This window comes from Lysobacter sp. A421, from assembly GCF_054052145.1.
The window spans coordinates 31,459-49,970 of sequence record NZ_JBSVRL010000006.1 but is presented as its reverse complement, the minus strand read 5'-3'; the positions used below and the strand labels follow the sequence as shown (position 1 = coordinate 49,970).

General features: G+C 66.0%; 15 protein-coding genes and 1 pseudogene. 7 read left to right on the top strand and 9 right to left on the bottom strand.

Going from position 1 to position 18,512, the window contains the following annotated elements; all coding sequences use genetic code 11:
• Positions 1–2: 2 nt before the first annotated feature.
• The gene (locus ACW7G6_RS14145) at positions 3–1,367 is read right to left on the bottom strand and encodes a glutamate--cysteine ligase (RefSeq protein WP_456980493.1); all 1,365 of its coding nucleotides are present in this window, start codon (positions 1,365–1,367) and stop codon (positions 3–5) included.
• 150 nt (positions 1,368–1,517) lie between these two features.
• Positions 1,518–2,123: a ribosome biogenesis GTP-binding protein YihA/YsxC gene (gene yihA, locus ACW7G6_RS14140; RefSeq protein ID WP_456998558.1), complete on the bottom strand. Its 606-nt coding sequence runs from the start codon at positions 2,121–2,123 to the stop codon at positions 1,518–1,520.
• Between the two features lie 207 nt (positions 2,124–2,330).
• Between yihA and ACW7G6_RS14135 the strand changes: the two are divergent.
• From ACW7G6_RS14135 to ACW7G6_RS14120, 4 genes and pseudogenes are all read left to right on the top strand, one after another.
• A pseudogene (locus ACW7G6_RS14135) lies at positions 2,331–3,119 on the top strand (c-type cytochrome); the annotation flags it as partial.
• A gap of 328 nt (positions 3,120–3,447) precedes the next feature.
• Entirely contained in the window at positions 3,448–4,173 is a 726-nt protein-coding gene (locus ACW7G6_RS14130) for a thiol:disulfide interchange protein DsbA/DsbL (RefSeq protein ID WP_456980432.1), read from the top strand.
• 162 nt (positions 4,174–4,335) lie between these two features.
• Complete coding sequence (locus ACW7G6_RS14125) at positions 4,336–5,166, top strand: thiol:disulfide interchange protein DsbA/DsbL (RefSeq protein ID WP_456980431.1); 831 nt, start codon at positions 4,336–4,338, stop codon at positions 5,164–5,166.
• A gap of 95 nt (positions 5,167–5,261) precedes the next feature.
• Positions 5,262–5,999: an endonuclease/exonuclease/phosphatase family protein gene (locus ACW7G6_RS14120; protein WP_456980492.1), complete on the top strand. Its 738-nt coding sequence runs from the start codon at positions 5,262–5,264 to the stop codon at positions 5,997–5,999.
• Positions 6,000–6,145: 146 nt separating this feature from the next.
• Here the strand turns inward: ACW7G6_RS14120 and ACW7G6_RS14115 are convergent, their stop codons facing one another.
• Together ACW7G6_RS14115 and ACW7G6_RS14110 are read right to left on the bottom strand one after the other, a co-directional pair.
• The gene (locus ACW7G6_RS14115; protein WP_456998557.1) at positions 6,146–9,061 is read right to left on the bottom strand and encodes a TonB-dependent receptor; all 2,916 of its coding nucleotides are present in this window, start codon (positions 9,059–9,061) and stop codon (positions 6,146–6,148) included.
• Between the two features lie 500 nt (positions 9,062–9,561).
• Positions 9,562–9,972: a RidA family protein gene (locus ACW7G6_RS14110; protein ID WP_456980429.1), complete on the bottom strand. Its 411-nt coding sequence runs from the start codon at positions 9,970–9,972 to the stop codon at positions 9,562–9,564.
• Between the two features lie 135 nt (positions 9,973–10,107).
• Here ACW7G6_RS14110 and ACW7G6_RS14105 point away from each other — a divergent pair, with 135 nt between their 5' ends.
• Entirely contained in the window at positions 10,108–11,031 is a 924-nt protein-coding gene (locus ACW7G6_RS14105) for a LysR substrate-binding domain-containing protein (protein ID WP_456998556.1), read from the top strand.
• A gap of 145 nt (positions 11,032–11,176) precedes the next feature.
• Here the strand turns inward: ACW7G6_RS14105 and ACW7G6_RS14100 are convergent, their stop codons facing one another.
• The 3 genes from ACW7G6_RS14100 to ACW7G6_RS14090 all read right to left on the bottom strand — a co-directional run bounded on the left by ACW7G6_RS14100 (position 11,177) and on the right by ACW7G6_RS14090 (position 13,481).
• A complete protein-coding gene (locus tag ACW7G6_RS14100; RefSeq protein WP_456998555.1) occupies positions 11,177–12,085 on the bottom strand; it encodes an NAD(P)/FAD-dependent oxidoreductase in 909 nt (302 codons plus the stop codon).
• A complete protein-coding gene (locus tag ACW7G6_RS14095) occupies positions 12,082–12,528 on the bottom strand; it encodes an Rrf2 family transcriptional regulator (protein WP_456980426.1) in 447 nt (148 codons plus the stop codon). The genes ACW7G6_RS14100 and ACW7G6_RS14095 overlap by 4 nt, the downstream gene beginning before the upstream one ends.
• Positions 12,529–12,674: 146 nt before the next feature.
• Entirely contained in the window at positions 12,675–13,481 is an 807-nt protein-coding gene (locus ACW7G6_RS14090; protein ID WP_456980425.1) for a sulfite exporter TauE/SafE family protein, read from the bottom strand.
• A gap of 124 nt (positions 13,482–13,605) precedes the next feature.
• Between ACW7G6_RS14090 and ACW7G6_RS14085 the strand changes: the two genes are divergently transcribed.
• On the top strand, positions 13,606–15,645 hold the full coding sequence (locus ACW7G6_RS14085; protein WP_456998554.1) for a transglycosylase SLT domain-containing protein: 2,040 nt from the start codon (positions 13,606–13,608) through the stop codon (positions 15,643–15,645).
• A complete protein-coding gene (locus tag ACW7G6_RS14080) occupies positions 15,645–16,871 on the top strand; it encodes a multifunctional CCA addition/repair protein (RefSeq protein WP_456998553.1) in 1,227 nt (408 codons plus the stop codon). The genes ACW7G6_RS14085 and ACW7G6_RS14080 overlap by 1 nt, the downstream gene beginning before the upstream one ends.
• 31 nt (positions 16,872–16,902) lie before the next feature.
• On the opposite strand, the gene ACW7G6_RS14075 is transcribed toward ACW7G6_RS14080, so the two are convergent.
• The gene (locus ACW7G6_RS14075) at positions 16,903–17,325 is read right to left on the bottom strand and encodes a VanZ family protein (RefSeq protein WP_456998552.1); all 423 of its coding nucleotides are present in this window, start codon (positions 17,323–17,325) and stop codon (positions 16,903–16,905) included.
• Positions 17,322–18,506 (bottom strand): class I SAM-dependent methyltransferase, encoded by a 1,185-nt coding sequence (locus ACW7G6_RS14070; RefSeq protein ID WP_456980421.1) that lies wholly within the window; start codon positions 18,504–18,506, stop codon positions 17,322–17,324. The genes ACW7G6_RS14075 and ACW7G6_RS14070 overlap by 4 nt, the downstream gene beginning before the upstream one ends.
• Positions 18,507–18,512: the final 6 nt, after the last annotated feature.

The following is an 18,512-nucleotide window of genomic DNA, read 5'->3' as shown; positions in this document are numbered from 1 at the left end:
GGTCAATAAGCGAACTCGCGAAACACCGGGTCGACGTTGCCATCCCAGACGCCATGGAACAGCGCCAGCTTCCGCTCTGCCGGGGTCTCGCCCGCCTCAACCAACTCCATCAACGGACTGAGGAAGATCGACTCGTCACTGCCGTTGTCATTGAGCCGGGCACGGCGCGCCAGCCCGTGGGCGGAGATCTCCACCGTACGGCGGGCCAGGTCGAGCACGGTGCCGCCACGGAAAGGCATCTTGAATGCCTGCCTCGGCACGCCGCTGCGCAGGGCGTGGATCTCCTCAAGACTGAAATCCTTGACCAGGTCCCAGGCCGCATCCAGCGCGGTGTCGTCATACAACAGGCCGGTCCAGAATGCCGGCAACGCGCAGATCCGGTTCCACGGCCCGGCGTCCGCACCGCGCATCTCCAGGTATTTTTTCAGCCGCACTTCGGGAAACGCCGTGGTCGTGTGGTCGGCCCAGTCCTGCAGGGTCGGCAACTGCCCCGGAAGCGCCGGCAGCTTGCCGGCGAGGTAGTCGCGGAATGACTGCCCCGACGCATCAATGTATTCACCGTCGCGGTAGATGAAGTACATCGGCACGTCGAGCAGGTAATCGACGTAGCGCTCGTAGCCGAAGCCGTCCTCGAACACGAAGTCCAGCAGCCCGGAGCGATCGTTGTCGGTATCGGTCCAGATATGCGAGCGGTACGACAGGAAGCCGTTGGGCTTGCCCTCGGTGAACGGCGAGTCGGCAAACAACGCGGTCGCAATCGACTGCAACGCCAGCGAGACCCGGAACTTCTTCACCATGTCGGCTTCGGAGGCGACATCCAGGTTGACTTGCACGGTGCAGGTGCGGGTCATCATGTCCAGGCCGAGGCTACCGACCTTGGGCATGTATTCGCGCATGATCTTGTAGCGCCCCTTGGGCATCCACGGCATCTCGTCGCGCCGCCACTTGGGCTGGAAGCCCATGCCCAGGAAACCCAGGCCCATCGGCTCGGCCACCGCGCGCACTTCGCGCAGGTGCGAGGCCGCCTCGCGACAGGTGTCATGCAGGGTATCCAACGGGGCGCCGGACAATTCCAGCTGGCCGGCCGGCTCCAGCGACACCGATGCACCGTCGCGGGTCAATGCAATCACCCGGCCGTGCTCCTCCACCGGTACCCAGCCAAACTGGACCAGGCCCTTGAGCAGCGCCTCGATCCCGCCCTCGCCATCAAAAGTCGGCGGACGCAGGTCATCAAACCGGAAGCCGAACTTCTCGTGCTCGGTGCCGATCTTCCAGTCATCGCGCGTGCGAGTTCCCGAGCTGAGGTACTCGACCAGTTGAGCGCGTGATTGGATCGAAACTTCCTCGACGTGACTGGGACCGGACACGCGCACCTCGTTGGGCTGGATCATTGGAACTGGATATGCGGCATGACAGCCGCACACGCAAGACCCGCAGTGTAGATCGCCGCCAGCATCGATGACTCCACGCAACGCAACACTGCATCGCGCCAGTGAGCCCAGCCGCGTGAAGTACTCCTACAACTGCAGCCAGCCGCCGATTACCCGACGCGCCTCATCGACGCCCAATTTGGACTCGCCGGAAAACAGCTGCACGCTGACTGCATCGCCGTGTTCGGCCTGCAATGCCTTGCGCACCTCCAGCAAGGCCGTGCCCTGGGCGCCACGGCTCAACTTGTCGGCTTTGGTCAGGATCACATGGGCCGGCAGGCCGCGACTGACCGCATAACCGAGCATCTGCTTGTCGTATTCCTTCAGCGGATGGCGGATATCCATCACCACGACCAGACCCTTGAGGGCGTCGCGGGTACGGAAATACCGGTCCAGGAACGCCTGCCAATGCGCCTGTAGATCTTTGGGCACCTTGGCGTAGCCGTAACCGGGCAGATCGACCAGGAAGCGATCGGTGGACGGCGGCAGGGCGAAAAACACCAGTTGCTGGGTCCGGCCCGGGGTCTTGGAAACCCGTGCCAGGGCGTTCTGCTGGCAGATCGCGTTGAGCGCGCTGGACTTGCCCGCGTTGGAGCGGCCGGCAAACGCCACCTCGAAGCCACCGTCGGGCGGCAGCTGCTGGGGAGTATGGGCAGCCAGCAGGTACTGGGCACGGACAAGATGTTTTGACATGGGCATAGGATCGCACGCCGGAAGCCTCGAGTGCGCCGGCAATACCAACCGGGTCGCTGCCCTGACGTGACCGTGGCCCGGCCCGAAGCGTCATCGCGCCGTGCCCGCATTGACGCCGCGTTGACCCCGCCGCGCGTGCCGACGATAATTCTGCGGTTAGACGACCGTTCACGATCGTCACTTCAGCGTTTTCCGGAGCCCAGCCCCATGAGCCACGCCCGCGTCCTTGGCATCGTCGGTATCACCGTCCTCGCGGCGGTTGCCGCGGTTGCCTATGCCCAGACCACGGTCACCCCGATCCCCGACGTCGCACCGGTGGAGACGACGCCGCTGGATCCTGCGGCCACGGAAACCGCCACCTGGGGCGATGCGCAAAATGGCCAGACCCTGGCCGGCACCTGCGCGGCCTGCCACGGTCTGGACGGTAATCCGGCGATCGAGATGTACCCCCGCCTGGCCGGCCAGAGCGAGCGCTACATCGCCAATCAACTGGCGTTGTTCAAGAGCGGTGAGCGCAGTGGCGGCATGGCCGCGGTGATGAAGCCCTTCGCCGACATGCTCAGCGCCCAGGACGCGCGCGATGTGGGCGCGTATTACGCCACCCAGGAGTCCGGTGCCGGCGTTGCCGACGACAGCCTGGTCGCGTCGGGGCCCTACGAGGGCCTGAAGTTCTACGAGGTGGGTGAGCAATTGTTCCTGGCCGGCGACGCCGAACGCGGTATCCCGGCATGCATGGCATGTCACGGTCCGGACGGCGCCGGCAACCCCGGCCCGGCCTATCCGCATGTGGCAGGTCAGCAGGCGGCCTATACCCAACAGCGACTGGAGATGTACCGCGCCGGGGTCAGTGATCGCGAAGACTCCCACCTGTTTGACATGATGGCGACCATCACCAAGCCATTGACCGATCAGGAGATCGGCGCACTGGCAAGCTACCTGCAGGGCCTGCACCCGGCGGCAAATGACCAGCTTGCGATGGTAGTTCCCGCGCCGGCAGCGCCCGTTGCAGCCGTACCTGCCGTCGATGCGAGCGCCGGGGCCACCGATGCACCAGCAGCGGACGCTGCAGCCGCAGGTGCAACCGAAGCCGAGGCAGAGGCGACCGAGACCGAGGCGGAAGCGACCGACACCAACTCCGCTGAGGCCGCCGAGGCAACCGAGCCCGCCACGCCAGTGGAACCGGAAGCCGAACCGGTATCGGAAGGCTGAGCAGAACCGCACTCTCGTTCAGGTCATCCGACACCGGCCGGACCTGCACCCGCAACTGTTCATTGCGCCGACCGTATCCTTGCGGTCGGCGCTCTTGTTTGAAAGATACCCGCTGATGAACCACGGTTTCGCAAAAACCCACCTGTTCCGTTCGCGTCGGATTGGTGGCGCGCTCCTGATCCGGACAGTCCTGGCCCGGGCGGCTATCGCGGGCATGTTCGTGGCGTTGCCGATGATCGGGTTCGCCGCAGCGCCAACGGGAGATCTGGTTGCCGGTACCGATTACATCGAGATTCCCGATGGCGCCCCATTCGCCACGCCAGCCGGCCAGATCGAGGTGGTCGAAGTGTTCGGCTACACCTGCCCCCACTGCGCGCACTTCGAACCACTGGTGAGCGCGTGGAAAGCGAAGCTCCCCTCCGACGTCAATTTCGTCGAGGTGCCCGCTCCCTTCGGTGGTTACTGGATACCTTATGCGCAGGCGTTCTACACCGCGCAGGCCCAGGGGCTGGTGGCACGGACCCACGCTCCAATGTTCCGCGCATTGCACCAGGAGCACAGCCTGCCCATCAGCGGTGCAACACCTGCGGAGATCGCGGCGTTTTACGCCCGCTACGGCGCCGATCCGGAGCAGTTCGCCAAAACCATGACCAGCCCGGCGATCAAGGCCCAGTTGAAACAAGCACGCGATTTCCTGCTGCGCAGCGGCGTGGAAGGCACACCCACGTTGATCGTGGACGGCAAATACCGGGTGCTGGGCAGCAGCGCCAGCGACCTGCTGGACAACGCCGCCAAGCTGGTCGAGCTGGAACGCTCGCGGCGCGCGCAGCCAAAGCACTGAGATCACCAGCACTGACACCACCAACAACGAGTTCATCGACGACGTCCGGGAATCCTGAATTCCGGAACGTGCACCGTGCACACTCTCCCACCATGGAGCTGGTTATCCTTGGGCCAGCCTGCACCACCCCGCATTCTTTGTTTATCTTCCGGAGATCTACCCATGACCTTGCGATTGGCTCTACTGCCCCGTTTCGGCCTGGCCCTGGCAGGCGTGCTCGCCCTCGCCGCCTGCTCGGCCGATGCGCCCACGCCCGCGCCCACTCCCGCTACGCCCGCAGCCAACACAACGGCCGCGCCGGCACCCACCACGACTACCCCGGCGACCGCGGCACCTGTCCGTACACCGGGGCCGATCGTTGCTCCGGTCGGCCCGGCGCCAGTCGCCGGCACCGATTACGTGGAAATCGCCGGTGGCGAGCCCTACCAGCCCAACAGCGGCAAGATCGAAGTCGTGGAGGTGTTTGGCTATACCTGCCCTGCCTGCGCAAGTTTCGAGCCGATGGTCAGTGCCTGGGCCGCCAAACTGCCGGCTGACGTGCAGTTCACGCCGGTAGCGGCACCGTTCGGCGGCTTCTGGATGCCGTATGCGAAGGCGTTCTTCACCGCGCAGGCCACCGGCCTGCTGCCGCAGACCCACGACGCGATGTTCAAGGCGATCCATATCGACCGCAGCCTGGGGGCGGACTCCAGTGACGAGCAGATTGCCCAGTTCTACGCGGCCTATGGCGCGGATCCCAAACAGTTCGCCAGCACCATGGCGAGCTTCGCGATCAACGCCAAGATGGGTCGTGCCCAGCAGTTCCTGCAGCGCAGCGGCGTGGATTCCACCCCAACCCTGATCGTCGATGGCAAGTACCGCGTCACCGGCCAGAGCTGGGACGAGCACTTGCGTATCGCCGAGCACCTGATCGCCCAAGAGCGCGCCGCCCGCCAGGACGCCGCCCCGGCCAGTGAGGAAGTCGCCACCCCGACCGAAGCCGACAACGGCTGATTGGGAACGGCATAACCATGGCGACTTCTGGCGCTGAGCGCATCGACGAGATCCCTCCCGTGGCGACGCCACCGGAAGGTTCGCGCCGGCTGCGCGTGCTCAGCGCCAATATCCAGGCCGGCTCCAGCACCCGGGGCTATCACGACTATGTCGCGCGCAGTTGGTCGCATGTATTACCCGCCGGTAACAAGCGCGGCAGCCTGGACCTGATTGCCCAACTGGCCGGCCAGTACGACATCGTCGGCCTCAACGAGGCCGATCCTGGCAGCCTGCGTTCGGGTTTCACCAACCAGACCCATTACCTCGCCCAGCGTGGCGGCTTCGATTACTGGAGTCACCAGCCGAACCGCCGCATGGGCGGGGTGGCCTCCAGCGCCAATGGCCTGCTCAGCAAGCTGGAGCCGATCGAGGTGACCGACCATTCGCTACCGGGCCGGATCTCCGGACGCGGGGTGCTGCTGGCGCGCTTTGGCCACGGCGAGGACGGCCTGGTCATCGCGATTGCCCATCTGTCACTGGGTGCGAACTCGCGCAGCGCGCAGCTGGGCTTCATTGCCGAGTTGCTGCAGGACAATCCCCATGCGGTGCTGATGGGTGATTTCAACTGCGCCATCGACCGCCCGGAAATGCAGACGCTGTTTCGCAACACCCGCTTGCAGCCCCCCGAGTGCGCGGTGGCCACCTTCCCCAGCTGGCGACCGCAGCGTGCGATCGACCACATCCTGATCGGCGACGGGCTGAGCTGCTCGGGCGCCTGCGCGATGCCGGCCGCGCATTCCGACCATCTGGCCATGTCGCTGGAGCTGGATGTCCCCGACGCGTCGTTGGTCTAGGCGAGCGGCGGCACCAACGGCTTGAAAGTCCCTGGATCCCCGCCTTCGCGGGGATGACGGTTTATTGCGGGGATGACGGTTTATTGCGGGGGATGACGGCAATTCCCCCAGGCGCCGGTCAGCTTGCGCCGACCGGCCTTGGTTGATCAGAAGCGCAGGTTGGCGCGCACGTAGAAGTAGCGCCCGCCGGGGATGTCGTAGGTCGAGGCGTCGTAACCATTGAGCGAGCACGACAGGCAGAGCGGTGGATCCTTGTCGAACACGTTGTTGACGCCGCCGGTCAACTGCAGGCCCTTGAACCAGTCAAACTCGTAACCCACCTGCAGGTCGTGATAAGTGATCGCGTCGAGCGTGTTGGTGCCTTCGGCCGGGTTGCTGCAGACCGGGAACGACACCGCATCGCCACATTGCTCCTCCAGCTCGCTGATGTGACGCATGCTCCACGAGGCATTCCACTGGTCGCGACGCCAGTCCAGGCTGGCGGTCGAGGTCCAGTCCGGAATTGCGCTGTCGGTCACTTCCACCCCGACCGTGCGCGGCTGCGCCTGGCCGGAGGCACCCACGGCCTCGTAATGGGCCACGAAGGTGCTTTGCCAGGCCAGCTTGAACACCCCTGCCGCGCTCTCGGGCAAGGTCCAGAACACATCGGCATCCCAGCCGCTGGTCTTGATCGAGCCCAGGTTGGTCAAGCGATTGCTGAACCCGTTGATGCTGCCGATCGAGGACCGGGTAATGCCATTGCAATACAGCGGGTCCAGCGAGGCCACGCACAGGTCGAGCTGGGTCTGGGCATCGATGGCCTGGACGGCGCCGTCGATCGCGTGGCGGTAGAAGGTCAACTCGAAGTCCAGCCGATCCGACCACGCCACGGCGCTGGCGAAGCTGGGACTGAACACCATGCCGGCGGTGAAGCTGCGCGCCGTCTCGGGATCGAGTTCCATGTTGCCGCCGGTGGTGACCGATATCTGGCCGTTGGTCTGCTCCGCGCCGACCGGCACGCCCAGTGCGGTGCAGTTGCCGGCGTTGCCGGTTGGCGCGCTGCCGTCCAGTCCGACCAGGCAGGGGTCGTCGATCTGCAGGTCAGCGCGACTGGCCGAGCCGAACAGCTCACCGATCGACGGTGCACGGAAGCCCTCGGCGTAGGTGGCCCGGAACAGCAGTTCATCGGCGACCTGCCAGCGCAGCCCGAACTTCGGGGTGAACTGGCCGCCAAAAGTGGAGTAGTCCGAATAGCGACCGGCCAGGCTCAGGTCCAGGCTCTTGCCGAACGAGTCTCGGGGGATAAGCGGCACATTGAGCTCGACATACGCCTCGGTGACGTCGTATTCACCGGATGTCGGCAATGACGGAACGCCGTTGTAGAACCCGGCCACTGTCAGCGGATCGGGCTGGTAGGACCCTTCATAGCGGCGGTGCTCGGCACCGACGGCGAACGACAACGGCCCCGCCCACAAGTCGATCAGATCACCCGACAGGTTGGCGGTGAACACATCCAGGGTCTGCTGACTGCGGTCACGCACCACCGGCTGGATGTAGGCGAGCATCTCGGGCGTGAGCGTGCCGGGGCCGCCAAACAGGTTGAGTGGCACGCAGCCCGGATTCGCCGCGCATACGGCGGGATCACCCAGCGCCAGGGCGACCTTGCGAATGTCATAGCTGCCGTAGTTGGTCTGCTCGGCCTCGTTCTCGCTGGTGGACAGGTTCACATCCCAGAACCAGGTCCGCTCACTGGCCTCGAAACTTCCCTCCAGACCTGCGGCGAAGTAGCGGGTATCGACTTGCTGCTCGTAGACGCGTGGCCCGCCTTCGACCGGACGCCGGCCCAGCAACACGAAGTTGACTTCGTTCTGCGCGGTAGCCGGATCGTCCACCGAGACCAGATCGAAACCGAACGGGTTGTAGGGGTTGTCGGCCGACACGAACATGCCATCGGAGATCGGGTTGCCGGTGCCGGCATCGGCGCCCAGGAACAACGGCTCCGGCGCGGCCTGGTTGACCGACTCGCGGCGATTGACCAGGGCCTTGGCGTACGCGTGGACCTTGTCGTTGAAATAGAAGCGGTACTGGCCGAACACCCCGGTGCGGGTCGACGGGGTCAGCAGCAGGTTGTATTCGGAAAAATTGAAGCGATCGGGCGTACCGAAACAATGGAAGCCATCGGTGCGGTTGCAGCCGGTCTGCGCCGGGTCGTAGAACGGGTCGTTGTCGCCCTCGTTGGGAGTGATGTCGTGGGTGACGCCAGTGTTGGGGTCGGTGATGATGAAGCGTCCACGCGGGGTACCGGAGCTGCCAAACGTCAGCCCGGTGCCGGGAATCGGAAAGCGCGATTGCTCGCGGGTGTTGGCGGAGATCGGGTCCTGCTCGACCCGGCTGGCACCGATGAACAGATTGCTGCGCTCGGTGTTCATGCCCCAGGCAACGTCGATGCCCTTGGACGCGCCGTCGCCTTCACCGTACTGGCCGTAGTTGAGCGTGATCTGGCCGCCTTCGAAATTGCGCCGGGTGATGATGTTGACCACGCCGGCGATCGCATCGGAGCCATACAGAGACGAGGCGCCATCTTCCAGCACGTCGATGCGCTCGACCAGCGCCAACGGGATCGTATTGAGGTCGGTGGTCGCACCGACGCCGGACGCGGACGATTCATTGACCCAACGCATGCCATCGACCAGCACCAGCACGCGCTTGGCACCCAGGTTGCGCAGGTCGACCTGGGCCGAACCGGCGCCGACACCGTCGCCATTGGGCGAGAAGCCAAAATTGCCCGAGGAGTTGAACTTGGTGTTGAGCGCGGAACCCGAGCCGGTCAACTCCTGCAGGATGTCGCCGATCGAGGTCAGGCCGGTGCGCTCGATGTCCTCGCGGGTAAGGGTCTGGACCGGCGTCTGGGTCGCGATCTCGGCGTTCTTGATCCGCGTACCGGTGACCTGGACGCTGTCGAGCGTGGTCGCTTCGGGCGGACTATCGGGCGGGGTGTCCTGCGCGGCTGCCAGTCCCGGCAGGGTCAGCAACAGACACAGTGAAACGGCGGTGGCCAACGCGTGGCGACGGGGTGCGTTCATCGACTTCTCTCTCCATAAGAATATTTCGAAGTGCCGCCCCCCTGCCTGCGACAAACCCACTTGTAAACAATTTGTAAAGCCGCCGCAAGGGCAACGCGTGCTGTGGCGTCCGTAAAAAACCTATCGCTCGACACTTTTTGCCCAGCGATGCCAGGGCCGAGGTGGTGCGAGTCAAGACATCGCGAATCTTTGGCCACTTTGGTCTCTCTGTCGGACTCGCCCTGCAGTCGACGACTGTCGAGCCCGTCGCAACTGTCCAAGCTGGTCACGATGCCGATCACATGGCGGCCAGCGGTGTCGAGCGAAGCTATGTCGCGACGCTACTACTCCAACCTCCGCGCGAGACGAGCGCCGACAGGACGGACCAGAACAGCAGGTACAGCCCGACCGCTGCCGCCACGGTCAAGACTTGCAACACCGACACGCCGCCGCGAGTGCCACCGCGCGGCCGTCGAGGCCGCGTTCGCGGAGTGACGCACTAACGGGCGCGTGTCGGTGACTCATGCGCCTTGGCGCGCTGCCTCCGGCAGTCGCGCGATCACCTTGATCTCGAAGAGGAAGCCATACAACCAGGTCACGCCGATGCCGGTCAGCGTGGGATGCGGAGCCTCACCCCAGAATTCGGGCACGATCTTCCACGCCATTTCGAAGTTCTTTTCGGGATCGACAATGAAGACGGTCACGTCCACCACGTCGTCGAAGCTGCAACCGGCTGCGGTCAGGATGGCGTTGAGGTTACGGAACGCCAGACGTACCTGCTCCTCGAAATCCGGCTCCGGTGAGCCGTCCTCGCGGCTGCCCACCTGGCCGGACACGAACAGGAAGCCATTGGAACGCACAGCCGGCGAGTAGCGGTTGCGCTCGTACAAGGCCTGGCGGCCCGGGGGAAAGACGACATCGCGGGTATTCATGGGGGAGATCTCCTCGCTCGGCCGGTGGCCCCGGTACGTGGTGATCACTCTAGGCAGGCGGACCGGCGCGATAAACATGCTGATCTCGGGATCACTGTTTGTAGAATCCGAACAATCACCCTCCTGGAGTCCGCAATGGACCGTATCGACGCGATGCACGCTTTCGTACGCGTGGTGGAAACCGGCAGCTTCACCAAGGCCGCCGAAACACTGCCGGCCAGCAAGACGCGTGTGACGCACCTGGTGCAGCAGCTGGAAGCGCACCTGCGGGTAAAGTTGCTCCACCGCACCACGCGCAAGGTCAACGTTACCGCCGACGGTGCTGCGTACTACGAGCGCGTCGTGCGACTGCTGGCCGACCTGGACGATGCTGAGACCAGCTTGTCCGTCGCGTCCGCCTCGCCGCGCGGCCGGCTGCGCGTGGACGTTCCAGCGCCGCTGGCCAGCCTGATCCTGGTGCCCGCCTTGCCCGCCTTTCATGCGCGCTATCCCGACATCCAACTCGACCTGGGCGCCAGCGACCGCAAGGTGGACCTGATCGATGAGAACGTAGACTGCGTGGTGCGCGGCGGTGAACTCACCGAGCCATCGCTGCGCGCCCGGCACGTGGCGGACCTGCCGCTGGGCGTGTACGCCGCGCCAGACTACTTGGCCCGCGCAGGCACGCCAGCGCACCCGCAGGCGTTGGAAGACAGCCACCACCGCATCATCGGGTATCGCGGTTCACGCACCGGCACACCGCTGGGGTATGCGATGCGCCGCGCCGGCGAACAGGTGCCCGTGCGCGGCCGCCACGTGCTGTCAGTAGATGATGGCAATGCCTACCTGGCCGCAGGCGTGGCTGGCCTCGGCGTGCTCTGGTTGCCGCAGTACATGGCGCGCGCACCGCAGGCGCGTGGCGAGCTGGTGCCGCTGTTCGAGGATTGGCAGCTCGATCCGATGCCGCTGTACGTGGCGTTTCCGCCCAATCGGCATGTCAGCCGCAAGCTGCGCCTGTTCATCGACTGGATCGTCGAACTGATGGCGGAGAACGCGCCGGCCATCCAGCCGCCGCACTGACCCTCGTCAAACCGGGCACGGTCTGCGCATCAATCGTCGACCTGAAACATTCACTGGGACGCCAGCGGCAGCACCGCCACTGCCAGGCCTCCCGCGGCCGCGGCCGCGGCACCCAAGATCGCGGCGCTCTTGCCGCAATGCAGGACTATGCGGACGGGAACACCAAGGACTGGTGCAACTGCGCACCGGCCCACACACCGTCCCCCACAGCCAGTGAAATCGAGTGCGGGACGCGTGCTGTATCACCACAGGCGTACACGCCGGAAACACTGGTCTCCTTGGCCTCGCTTGTTCTGATCTGAGTGCCCATTGGGGTATCCATGAACTCACATGCCATCTGCTCGGCGATAGGCGTAGACGGGGCGTTGCGCGGAGCGGTGAACACCCCTTCAAAAGGCAAGCGCCGGCCGTCTGCCAGCACAACATCCGCATGCCCCTCGATTCCGGCAATCGTGGTGGACTCGATGGTAACGCCTCGCTCCAGCAGCTCTTGCCCACCGGCGTGCTGATCCAGATCGAGCACGTCCAGATCGAGCACGCCGTTGAGGAAGAAGGTCACCTTGCCCCACTCCGGTAGGAGCCGGGCCTGATGAACCGAGTTGGGTCCGGAGGCGATGACGCCGATGCGGCCGTTGGCCAGCTCATAGCCGTGGCAATAAGGACAGTGAAAAGCGCTCGTTCCCCAACGCTCAGCCAATCCACGAACCTGGGGCAGCTCATCGGACACACCTATGGCCAGCAGTAGGCGCCGTGCCTGGTGAACGTCGCCGTCTCGGGTGCTCACCGCGAAATCATCCTTGGCCCCGGATGCAGCGACCACAAGACTGTCCAGCCAGGTCAACGTGGGATAGCGCTCGAGCTGTGCACGGGCGGTGCTCGCGAACTCGCCCGGGTCGACACCATCCTGGCCGAGGAAACCGTGTGACGCGGTAGCCGCACGATTTCTCCGCTGCCCGGCATCAATGACCAGGACTGTCCGGCGCGCCCTGAGTAGCTGGAGGGCCGCAGCCATCCCCGCATAGCTGCCGCCAATGACGATCACGTCGTACTTCATACGGATGCTCCGCTTCGATGGGTCTGATGCCTGCGCGCGAAATCCGCGGCCAATTGAGCCAGCGAGACCGCTGCGAACCGCTCCATCAGCAGCGCCTCGGCCTCGTCGAAGGCATGGTTGAGCGCCGCATTGACCGCCTGCTCCACCAGGCAGGCCGGGTGCTCGCTGCGGTTCCCGACGGAAAAAAGCGCGGGCTCTCCGAGCGCCTCGTGCAGATCGCGCAGGGAGACGGCGGAAAGGTCGGCCTTGATCCACCATCCCCCCGCATGGCCGCGATCCGCAGCGACCAGCCCCGCGTTGCGTAGCAGGCCCATGGTGCGCCTCACCACAACCGGATGGGTGCCGAGGCACCGGGCTAACGCATCGGACGTCATGGGGGCCCGGTGCTCTGCCATGTGTAGCAGTGCATGGAGCACGACGGATAGGCGGCTGTCTTTTTTCATGTAACTAATGATGTTACAAATGCACTTCCCCCGTCAACGCCGGAGCCCTCCGTGCCTTCCTTCTCCGATGCCGACGCTGTCGGCAATTACGCGAACGGCCCCGTCAGGTTAGTCCCGGGTCCACGCCCTGCACCGCGTGGCCGGCACTACCCGCCCACCAACAGGCTCACGGAGACGATCACCAGGAACAGCGCGAATATCTGCTTGAGGCGAGTTCCGGGCAGGCGGTGGGCCAGACGAGTGCCCCAAGGCGCTGCCACGACCGAGGCAATCGCCACTCCGATCGCGGCCGGCAGGTACACGTAGCCAATCGCGTACTCCGGCAGCGCACCCGCAGGGGCGTGCACCGCATAGCCCAGCGCGCTGGCCAGGCCGATGGCAACCCCGCACGCCGAGGAGGTTCCGACCGCGCGTACCGGCATGACCCCTCGCCAGACCAGCAACGGCACCGTCATGCTGCCACCGCCAATACCAATCACCGCCGACAGTGCGCCGATGCCGCTGCCGGCGGCGACCATCGGCAATCCCCGCGGTGCGGGCACGGCGCTGCCGGTACCGGTAGCCGACCGTTGCCGGCCAAACTGCATTTGCGCCGCCGCCAGCAGGCAGTAACCGGCGACGATATAGCGCAACACGTCATCATCGATGCGCACCGCCACGCCACTGCCCAACCAGCCGCCGATCAGCAGCCCCGGCACCATCCACGCCACCGTTGGCCACAGCACGCTGCCGCGCCTGGAGTGGGCCCGCGCGGAGGCGGCGGCAGTCAGCACGATGCTCGCCAGGGAACTGGCCAACGCGGCGTGCATCGCGGCGTCCGGCGGCACCCCCAACAGTGGCAACAGCCATACCAGCGCGGCGACCAGGACCAGCCCGCCGCCCACGCCGAGCAAGCCGGCCAACACTCCCACCACCAGGCCAAGCAACGGGAACAACAGCCATAACGCGGTCATCAAAACTCCAGGCCGGTCTGAACAGGAAGCCATGCACCGCAGGTGTTTGCGGGCGCGAATTGTCCGACGTCGATGGCGTATTCCGGCGTCGGGACGTTCATGGCGGCTGAGCTATAGTCGAGTCATGTCGCCCCCAATCCTGCCCATCGTACTCGCCGCGCTGGCCATGTCGGTTGCCATGCCTGCCTGCGCCCAATCCAGCCCGACACCGCCCGCACAATCGTCGACAACCGCAGCCCCCACCGCGCCAGCCACGGCCGCATCGATCCAGCCGCTGGCCGACCCGCAGCTGCCACGCGTCGGCGCGGCGATCGAGGCGGCCGAGCGCGGTCGGTTCGACGCGGGACAGTACGCCGACCTGGTGGACCACCCGCTTTATCGGTGGATCCAGTACGCCAGCCTGCGACGCAACATCGACAACGTCGTGCCATCACGCGCCGAAGCCTTCCTGCAGCAATACCAGGGCACGGCGGTGGCCGAGCTGTTCCGGGAGTCGTGGCTCGCGGCCAGCGCGCGTCGCAACGACCCGGTCGCGCTCCTGTCGGCATGGAATGACAACGTGGGCAGCACCAAATTGCGCTGCGCAAAACTGGGTGCACAGGTCACCTTGGGCAAGACGGACGCGCAATGGGTCAAGGACGCGCAAGCCCTGTGGAACAGCAGCGGCAAGTCGCTGCCCAATGACTGCGATCAGGTGTTCGCCGCACTCAGCGAGCGCGGTGGCCTGACACCGGCGATGCGCTGGGATCGAATCGAGGCCGCCACCGCCGAATGGCAGCCGGGTGTCATGCGCAGCGCGGCCAGCGGCCTGTCCGCCCCCGAGCGCGAACTGGCGGAGCAGTACGCCGCTTTCATGGACTTTCCGCACCCACGCGCGCTGAACTGGCCAAAGACCGATCGCAGCCGCCTGGTCGCGTCCCATGGCCTGGCCAAGCTGGGCAAGAGTGACCCCGACCGCGCCGAGGCCTTGTTGCCCCAGTACGCCAACGCGCTGGGCTTCACCGAAGCCGACCGCGGCCGGGCGATGTACATGATCGCGCTGTGGACGGTGGCCTCCTATCTTCCCGACTCCGCGCGCCGGCTCAACCTGGTGCCCGAAGCCAGCTATGACCCTCGATTACACGAGTGGCGCGTCCGCGAGGCGCTGGCACGATCGGATTGGCCCGCCGCCCTGGTCGCGATCCGCAAGATGGGCGACAAGCAGCGCAGCGATTCGCGTTACGAGTATTTCGAGGCGCGGCTGGCCGAACTCGCTGGCGACAAGGCCACCGCGAAGGCCAAATACGAAGCCGCCGCGCGCGAGGCGGAGTTCCATGGCTTCCTGGCGGCCGATCGCCTCGGCCAGCCCTACGCGTTGTGCCCGACGCAGGTCGACGCCGATGCCACGACCATCGCGGCGGTGGCGGCCGATCCCGCGTTGCAACGCGCGTTTGGTCTGCACCTGCTGGGCCACCCGAGCTGGGCGGTGAAGGAATGGCATGACGCCACCGACGGTTTCAGCGATACCCAGCGCGAGGTCGCGGTCAAGCTGGCGCAGGCCAATGGCTGGTTCGACCGCGCGGTGTTTTCACTGGGCAAGGCGCCCGGAGAGAAGCAGCTGTATACATTGCGTTTCCCGCTTCACCACGATGCCACCATTCGCAGCCAGGCCGCGCGCAACGACCTCGACCCGGCCTGGGTGGCAGCCGAGATCCGCGCCGAAAGCATCTTCAATCCGAAGGCGCGTTCCGGCGCGAACGCGTTGGGCCTGATGCAGGTGCTGCCCAGCACCGGCGCTGCGGTGGCGCGACGCATCGGCCAGCCATGGGGCGGCTCGGACAGCCTGTACGACCCCGACACCAACATCGCCCTGGGCACCGCCTACCTGCGCCAGATGCTCGACCAGTACGGCGGCAAGCCGTACTTCGCCATCGCCGGCTACAACGCCGGGCCGGCGCCGCTGGGACGCTGGCAGGCGCAGCGGCCGAGCATGGATGCGGACTTCTGGATCGAGACCATCAGCTACCGCGAAACCCGTGAGTACGTGGCCCGGGTGCTGGCATTCAGCGTGATCTACGACTGGCGCCTGGATGGCGATGCGGCGCGCCTGACTGATCGCATGCAGGGCAGTACCGATGCGCCGCGCAAGTCGTTTGCCTGCCCGGCCAACGGCACCGCGTCCTGATGGAGATCTACCTGGTCGGCGGCGCGGTGCGTGACCGCCTGCTCGGCCTGGAACCCGGTGACCGCGACTGGGTCGTGGTCGGCCAGACCCAGGCATCGATGGAAGCCGCCGGCTTCAAGCCGGTCGGCCGTGATTTCCCGGTGTTCCTGCATCCCGATACCGGTGAGGAACATGCGCTGGCCAGGACCGAGCGCAAGTCCGGGCGCGGCTACCGCGGTTTCGTGGTCGACGCCGATCCATCGGTGACGCTGGAAGACGACCTGTGCCGGCGCGATTTCACCATCAACGCGATGGCCCAGGACGCCCAAGGCAAGCTGATCGATCCCCACGGCGGCGCGGCCGATATCCAGGCGCGCGTGCTGCGCCACGTTGGCGAAGCCTTCGTCGAGGACCCGTTGCGGGTGTTGCGCGCGGCGCGCTTCATGGCCCGGTTCGCGGCGCATGGCTTCACCGTCGCCGACCAGACCATGGCGTTGATGCAACAGATGGTGGCGTCCGGCGAGTTGGCCGAACTGGTGCCCGAGCGGGTCTGGCAGGAGTTGCGGCGCGCCCTCGCCAGTGCACGGCCGTCGGCGTTCCTGCGGACCTTGCACGACGCCGGCGCGCTGGCGGTGGTGTTGCCGGAGGTGGACGCGTTGTATGGCGTCCCCCAGCGCGCCGAGTTCCATCCGGAGGTCGACACCGGCGTGCACGTCGAGCTGGTATGCGACATGGCCGCGCGGCTGGCTCCGGGCGACGACCTGATCGGTTTCGCCGCGCTCACCCACGACCTGGGCAAGGCGTTGACCCCGGCCCATGTGCTGCCACGCCACATTGGCCACGAACAAGCCGGCGTCGCGCCGTTGCGCGCCCTGTGCGAACGGCTGAAAGTCCCCAACGAGCATTTCCAGTTGGCCGCGATTGCCTGCCGCGAACACCTCAACGTGCACCGCTTTGACGAGTTGCGTGCCGGTACCGTGATCACGCTGATCGAGCGTTGCGACGGCTTCCGCAAGCCCGGCCGGATCGACCAGCTGGCCACCGTCTGCAGCGCCGACAAACGCGGCCGCACCGGACACGCCGAAGACGCCTATCCGCAGGCAGACGCACTACGTGCCGCCCATGCAGTCGCCTGCTCGATGCGCGCAAACGACTTGCCTGACGGCCTCTCGGGCCCGGCCATCGGCGCGGCACTGCGGGATGCACGCGTCGCGGCCGTCGCGGCGGCTACCGGCAAGAAACCCTGAGGCGGCCTCGTGAACTGGTGCCATCGCGCACTCAGCGCAATCGCGCATCCAGGTGCTGCAACCAGCGCGCCACCGGCGTGGCCGACAGCAACAACCCGGCCAGCACACCGAGGCTGTTGGCCAGCACGTCGGCACTGTCGCCAACCCGGTCCACGGTGAGCATGGTCTGGGCGAGCTCCAGGGCAACACCGAAGCCGATCAGACCCAATGCGACCATGGCCTGGGCACGCAGGCGCGCGAACAACATCACCGCATAGGCCGACAGCGCCGCATGGCCAACGAAGTGCTGGATCTTGTCGAAGCCATCGAACGACACCGACGGCAGGTCGTCCGATGGCACCAGCGAGCCGACCGCCACCAACACCAGCAAGCCCACCCACCCGGCCAACCACAACCACGGCCGATGGAAGTCGCGCAACCATCGACCCTGCGTCGCCGCCGCCTCGCTCGTCACAGCCGGAAGCTCAGGTCGCCAGCCAGGAACGCCGCGTCGAATTCGACGCCCTTCTGGAACCCGATCACCTGGAAGCGCTCGCCCATGTGGCTGGGCAAGGTGAGCTGCTTGATCTCGTTGATGCGTTGTTGCCGCTGGCCATCATCGGCGAGCATCTCGACCTGCGCCAGGATCCCGGCCAGGCCATTGCCGAGCACGAAACTGGCCTGACTGCAGTACCCCGCCAGCTCGAACCCCGCCGCCGCGCCAGCCTCGGCAAGCGCAGTGAAATCCACTGACGCGGTGATGTCCTGCAGGCCGGGCCACAACAGCGGATCGGCATGCATGCGGTGGCGGTAGTAGGCGCGCAAGGTGCCATCGTTGCGCTCGGGCAGGTAGTACTCGGCGCGCGGATAGCCGTAGTCGGCGAACAGCATCGCGCCACGTTGCAAACCACCGGCGACCGCCTGGATCCAGTACGGCAGCTGCGGCAGCACCTCGGAGCGGTAGCCATCCGGCAATGGCTGCTCCAGTCGTTGCTCGAGGTTGCGCACCGCGCCGCACAGGAACGCATCGGCGGGGCGGCACTCACGCGCCAGACCGGCTTCGGCCACCACCACGTGCTCCTCGTACACTTGGCCCTGGTCGATCGCGAAACGCGGGGTCGGCAGCGCGTCGATCACCTCGTTGGCGAACACGACGCCATCCCAGTCATCCGCGAACGGCGCGTCCAGCCATTCGACCCGCTCGAACAGCGACGCCGGCAGCTGCTGGCGGAGCCGTTGCTGCTGGCGCTGGCGCAACTGGGCGCTCGGCTCCAGGATCGCGTAACGACAGGGCAGCGCACCCAGGTCATGCAGGGTCTTGAGCGCCACCTCCGCAAACGCACCGGTGCCACCGCCCAACTCCAGCATCCGGGCTTGCGACCCGCACTGCGCCAACACCGGCGCCACCGCCTCGGCGACGCAGGTCGCAAAAACGGGTCCCAATTCGGGCGCGGTGATGAAATCCCCCGACTCGCCAAACTTGCTTGCCCCGGCACTGTAATAACCCAGGCCAGGCGCATACAGGGCCAGCTCCATGAAACGCGAAAACGCGATCGCGCCGTCGCTGGCGGCAATCTGCTGGTGGATCAATGCCTGCAACTGCTCGCTATGGGCGAGCGCATCGGCATCGGGCGGCGGAAGGGTGAAGTCACTCACGTTGAC

What these genes read in the sequence shown, in the direction of transcription:
- yihA (WP_456998558.1), bottom strand. Translation starts at nt 2,123, where the DNA reads ATGTCAAAACATCTTGTCCGTGCCCAGTACCTGCTGGCTGCCCATACT.
- ACW7G6_RS14130 (WP_456980432.1), top strand. Translation starts at nt 3,448, where the DNA reads ATGAACCACGGTTTCGCAAAAACCCACCTGTTCCGTTCGCGTCGGATT.
- ACW7G6_RS14125 (WP_456980431.1), top strand. Translation starts at nt 4,336, where the DNA reads ATGACCTTGCGATTGGCTCTACTGCCCCGTTTCGGCCTGGCCCTGGCA.
- ACW7G6_RS14115 (WP_456998557.1), bottom strand. Translation starts at nt 9,061, where the DNA reads ATGAACGCACCCCGTCGCCACGCGTTGGCCACCGCCGTTTCACTGTGT.
- ACW7G6_RS14110 (WP_456980429.1), bottom strand. Translation starts at nt 9,972, where the DNA reads ATGAATACCCGCGATGTCGTCTTTCCCCCGGGCCGCCAGGCCTTGTAC.
- ACW7G6_RS14105 (WP_456998556.1), top strand. Translation starts at nt 10,108, where the DNA reads ATGGACCGTATCGACGCGATGCACGCTTTCGTACGCGTGGTGGAAACC.
- ACW7G6_RS14100 (WP_456998555.1), bottom strand. Translation starts at nt 12,085, where the DNA reads ATGAAGTACGACGTGATCGTCATTGGCGGCAGCTATGCGGGGATGGCT.
- ACW7G6_RS14095 (WP_456980426.1), bottom strand. Translation starts at nt 12,528, where the DNA reads ATGAAAAAAGACAGCCGCCTATCCGTCGTGCTCCATGCACTGCTACAC.
- ACW7G6_RS14090 (WP_456980425.1), bottom strand. Translation starts at nt 13,481, where the DNA reads ATGACCGCGTTATGGCTGTTGTTCCCGTTGCTTGGCCTGGTGGTGGGA.
- ACW7G6_RS14085 (WP_456998554.1), top strand. Translation starts at nt 13,606, where the DNA reads ATGTCGCCCCCAATCCTGCCCATCGTACTCGCCGCGCTGGCCATGTCG.
- ACW7G6_RS14080 (WP_456998553.1), top strand. Translation starts at nt 15,645, where the DNA reads ATGGAGATCTACCTGGTCGGCGGCGCGGTGCGTGACCGCCTGCTCGGC.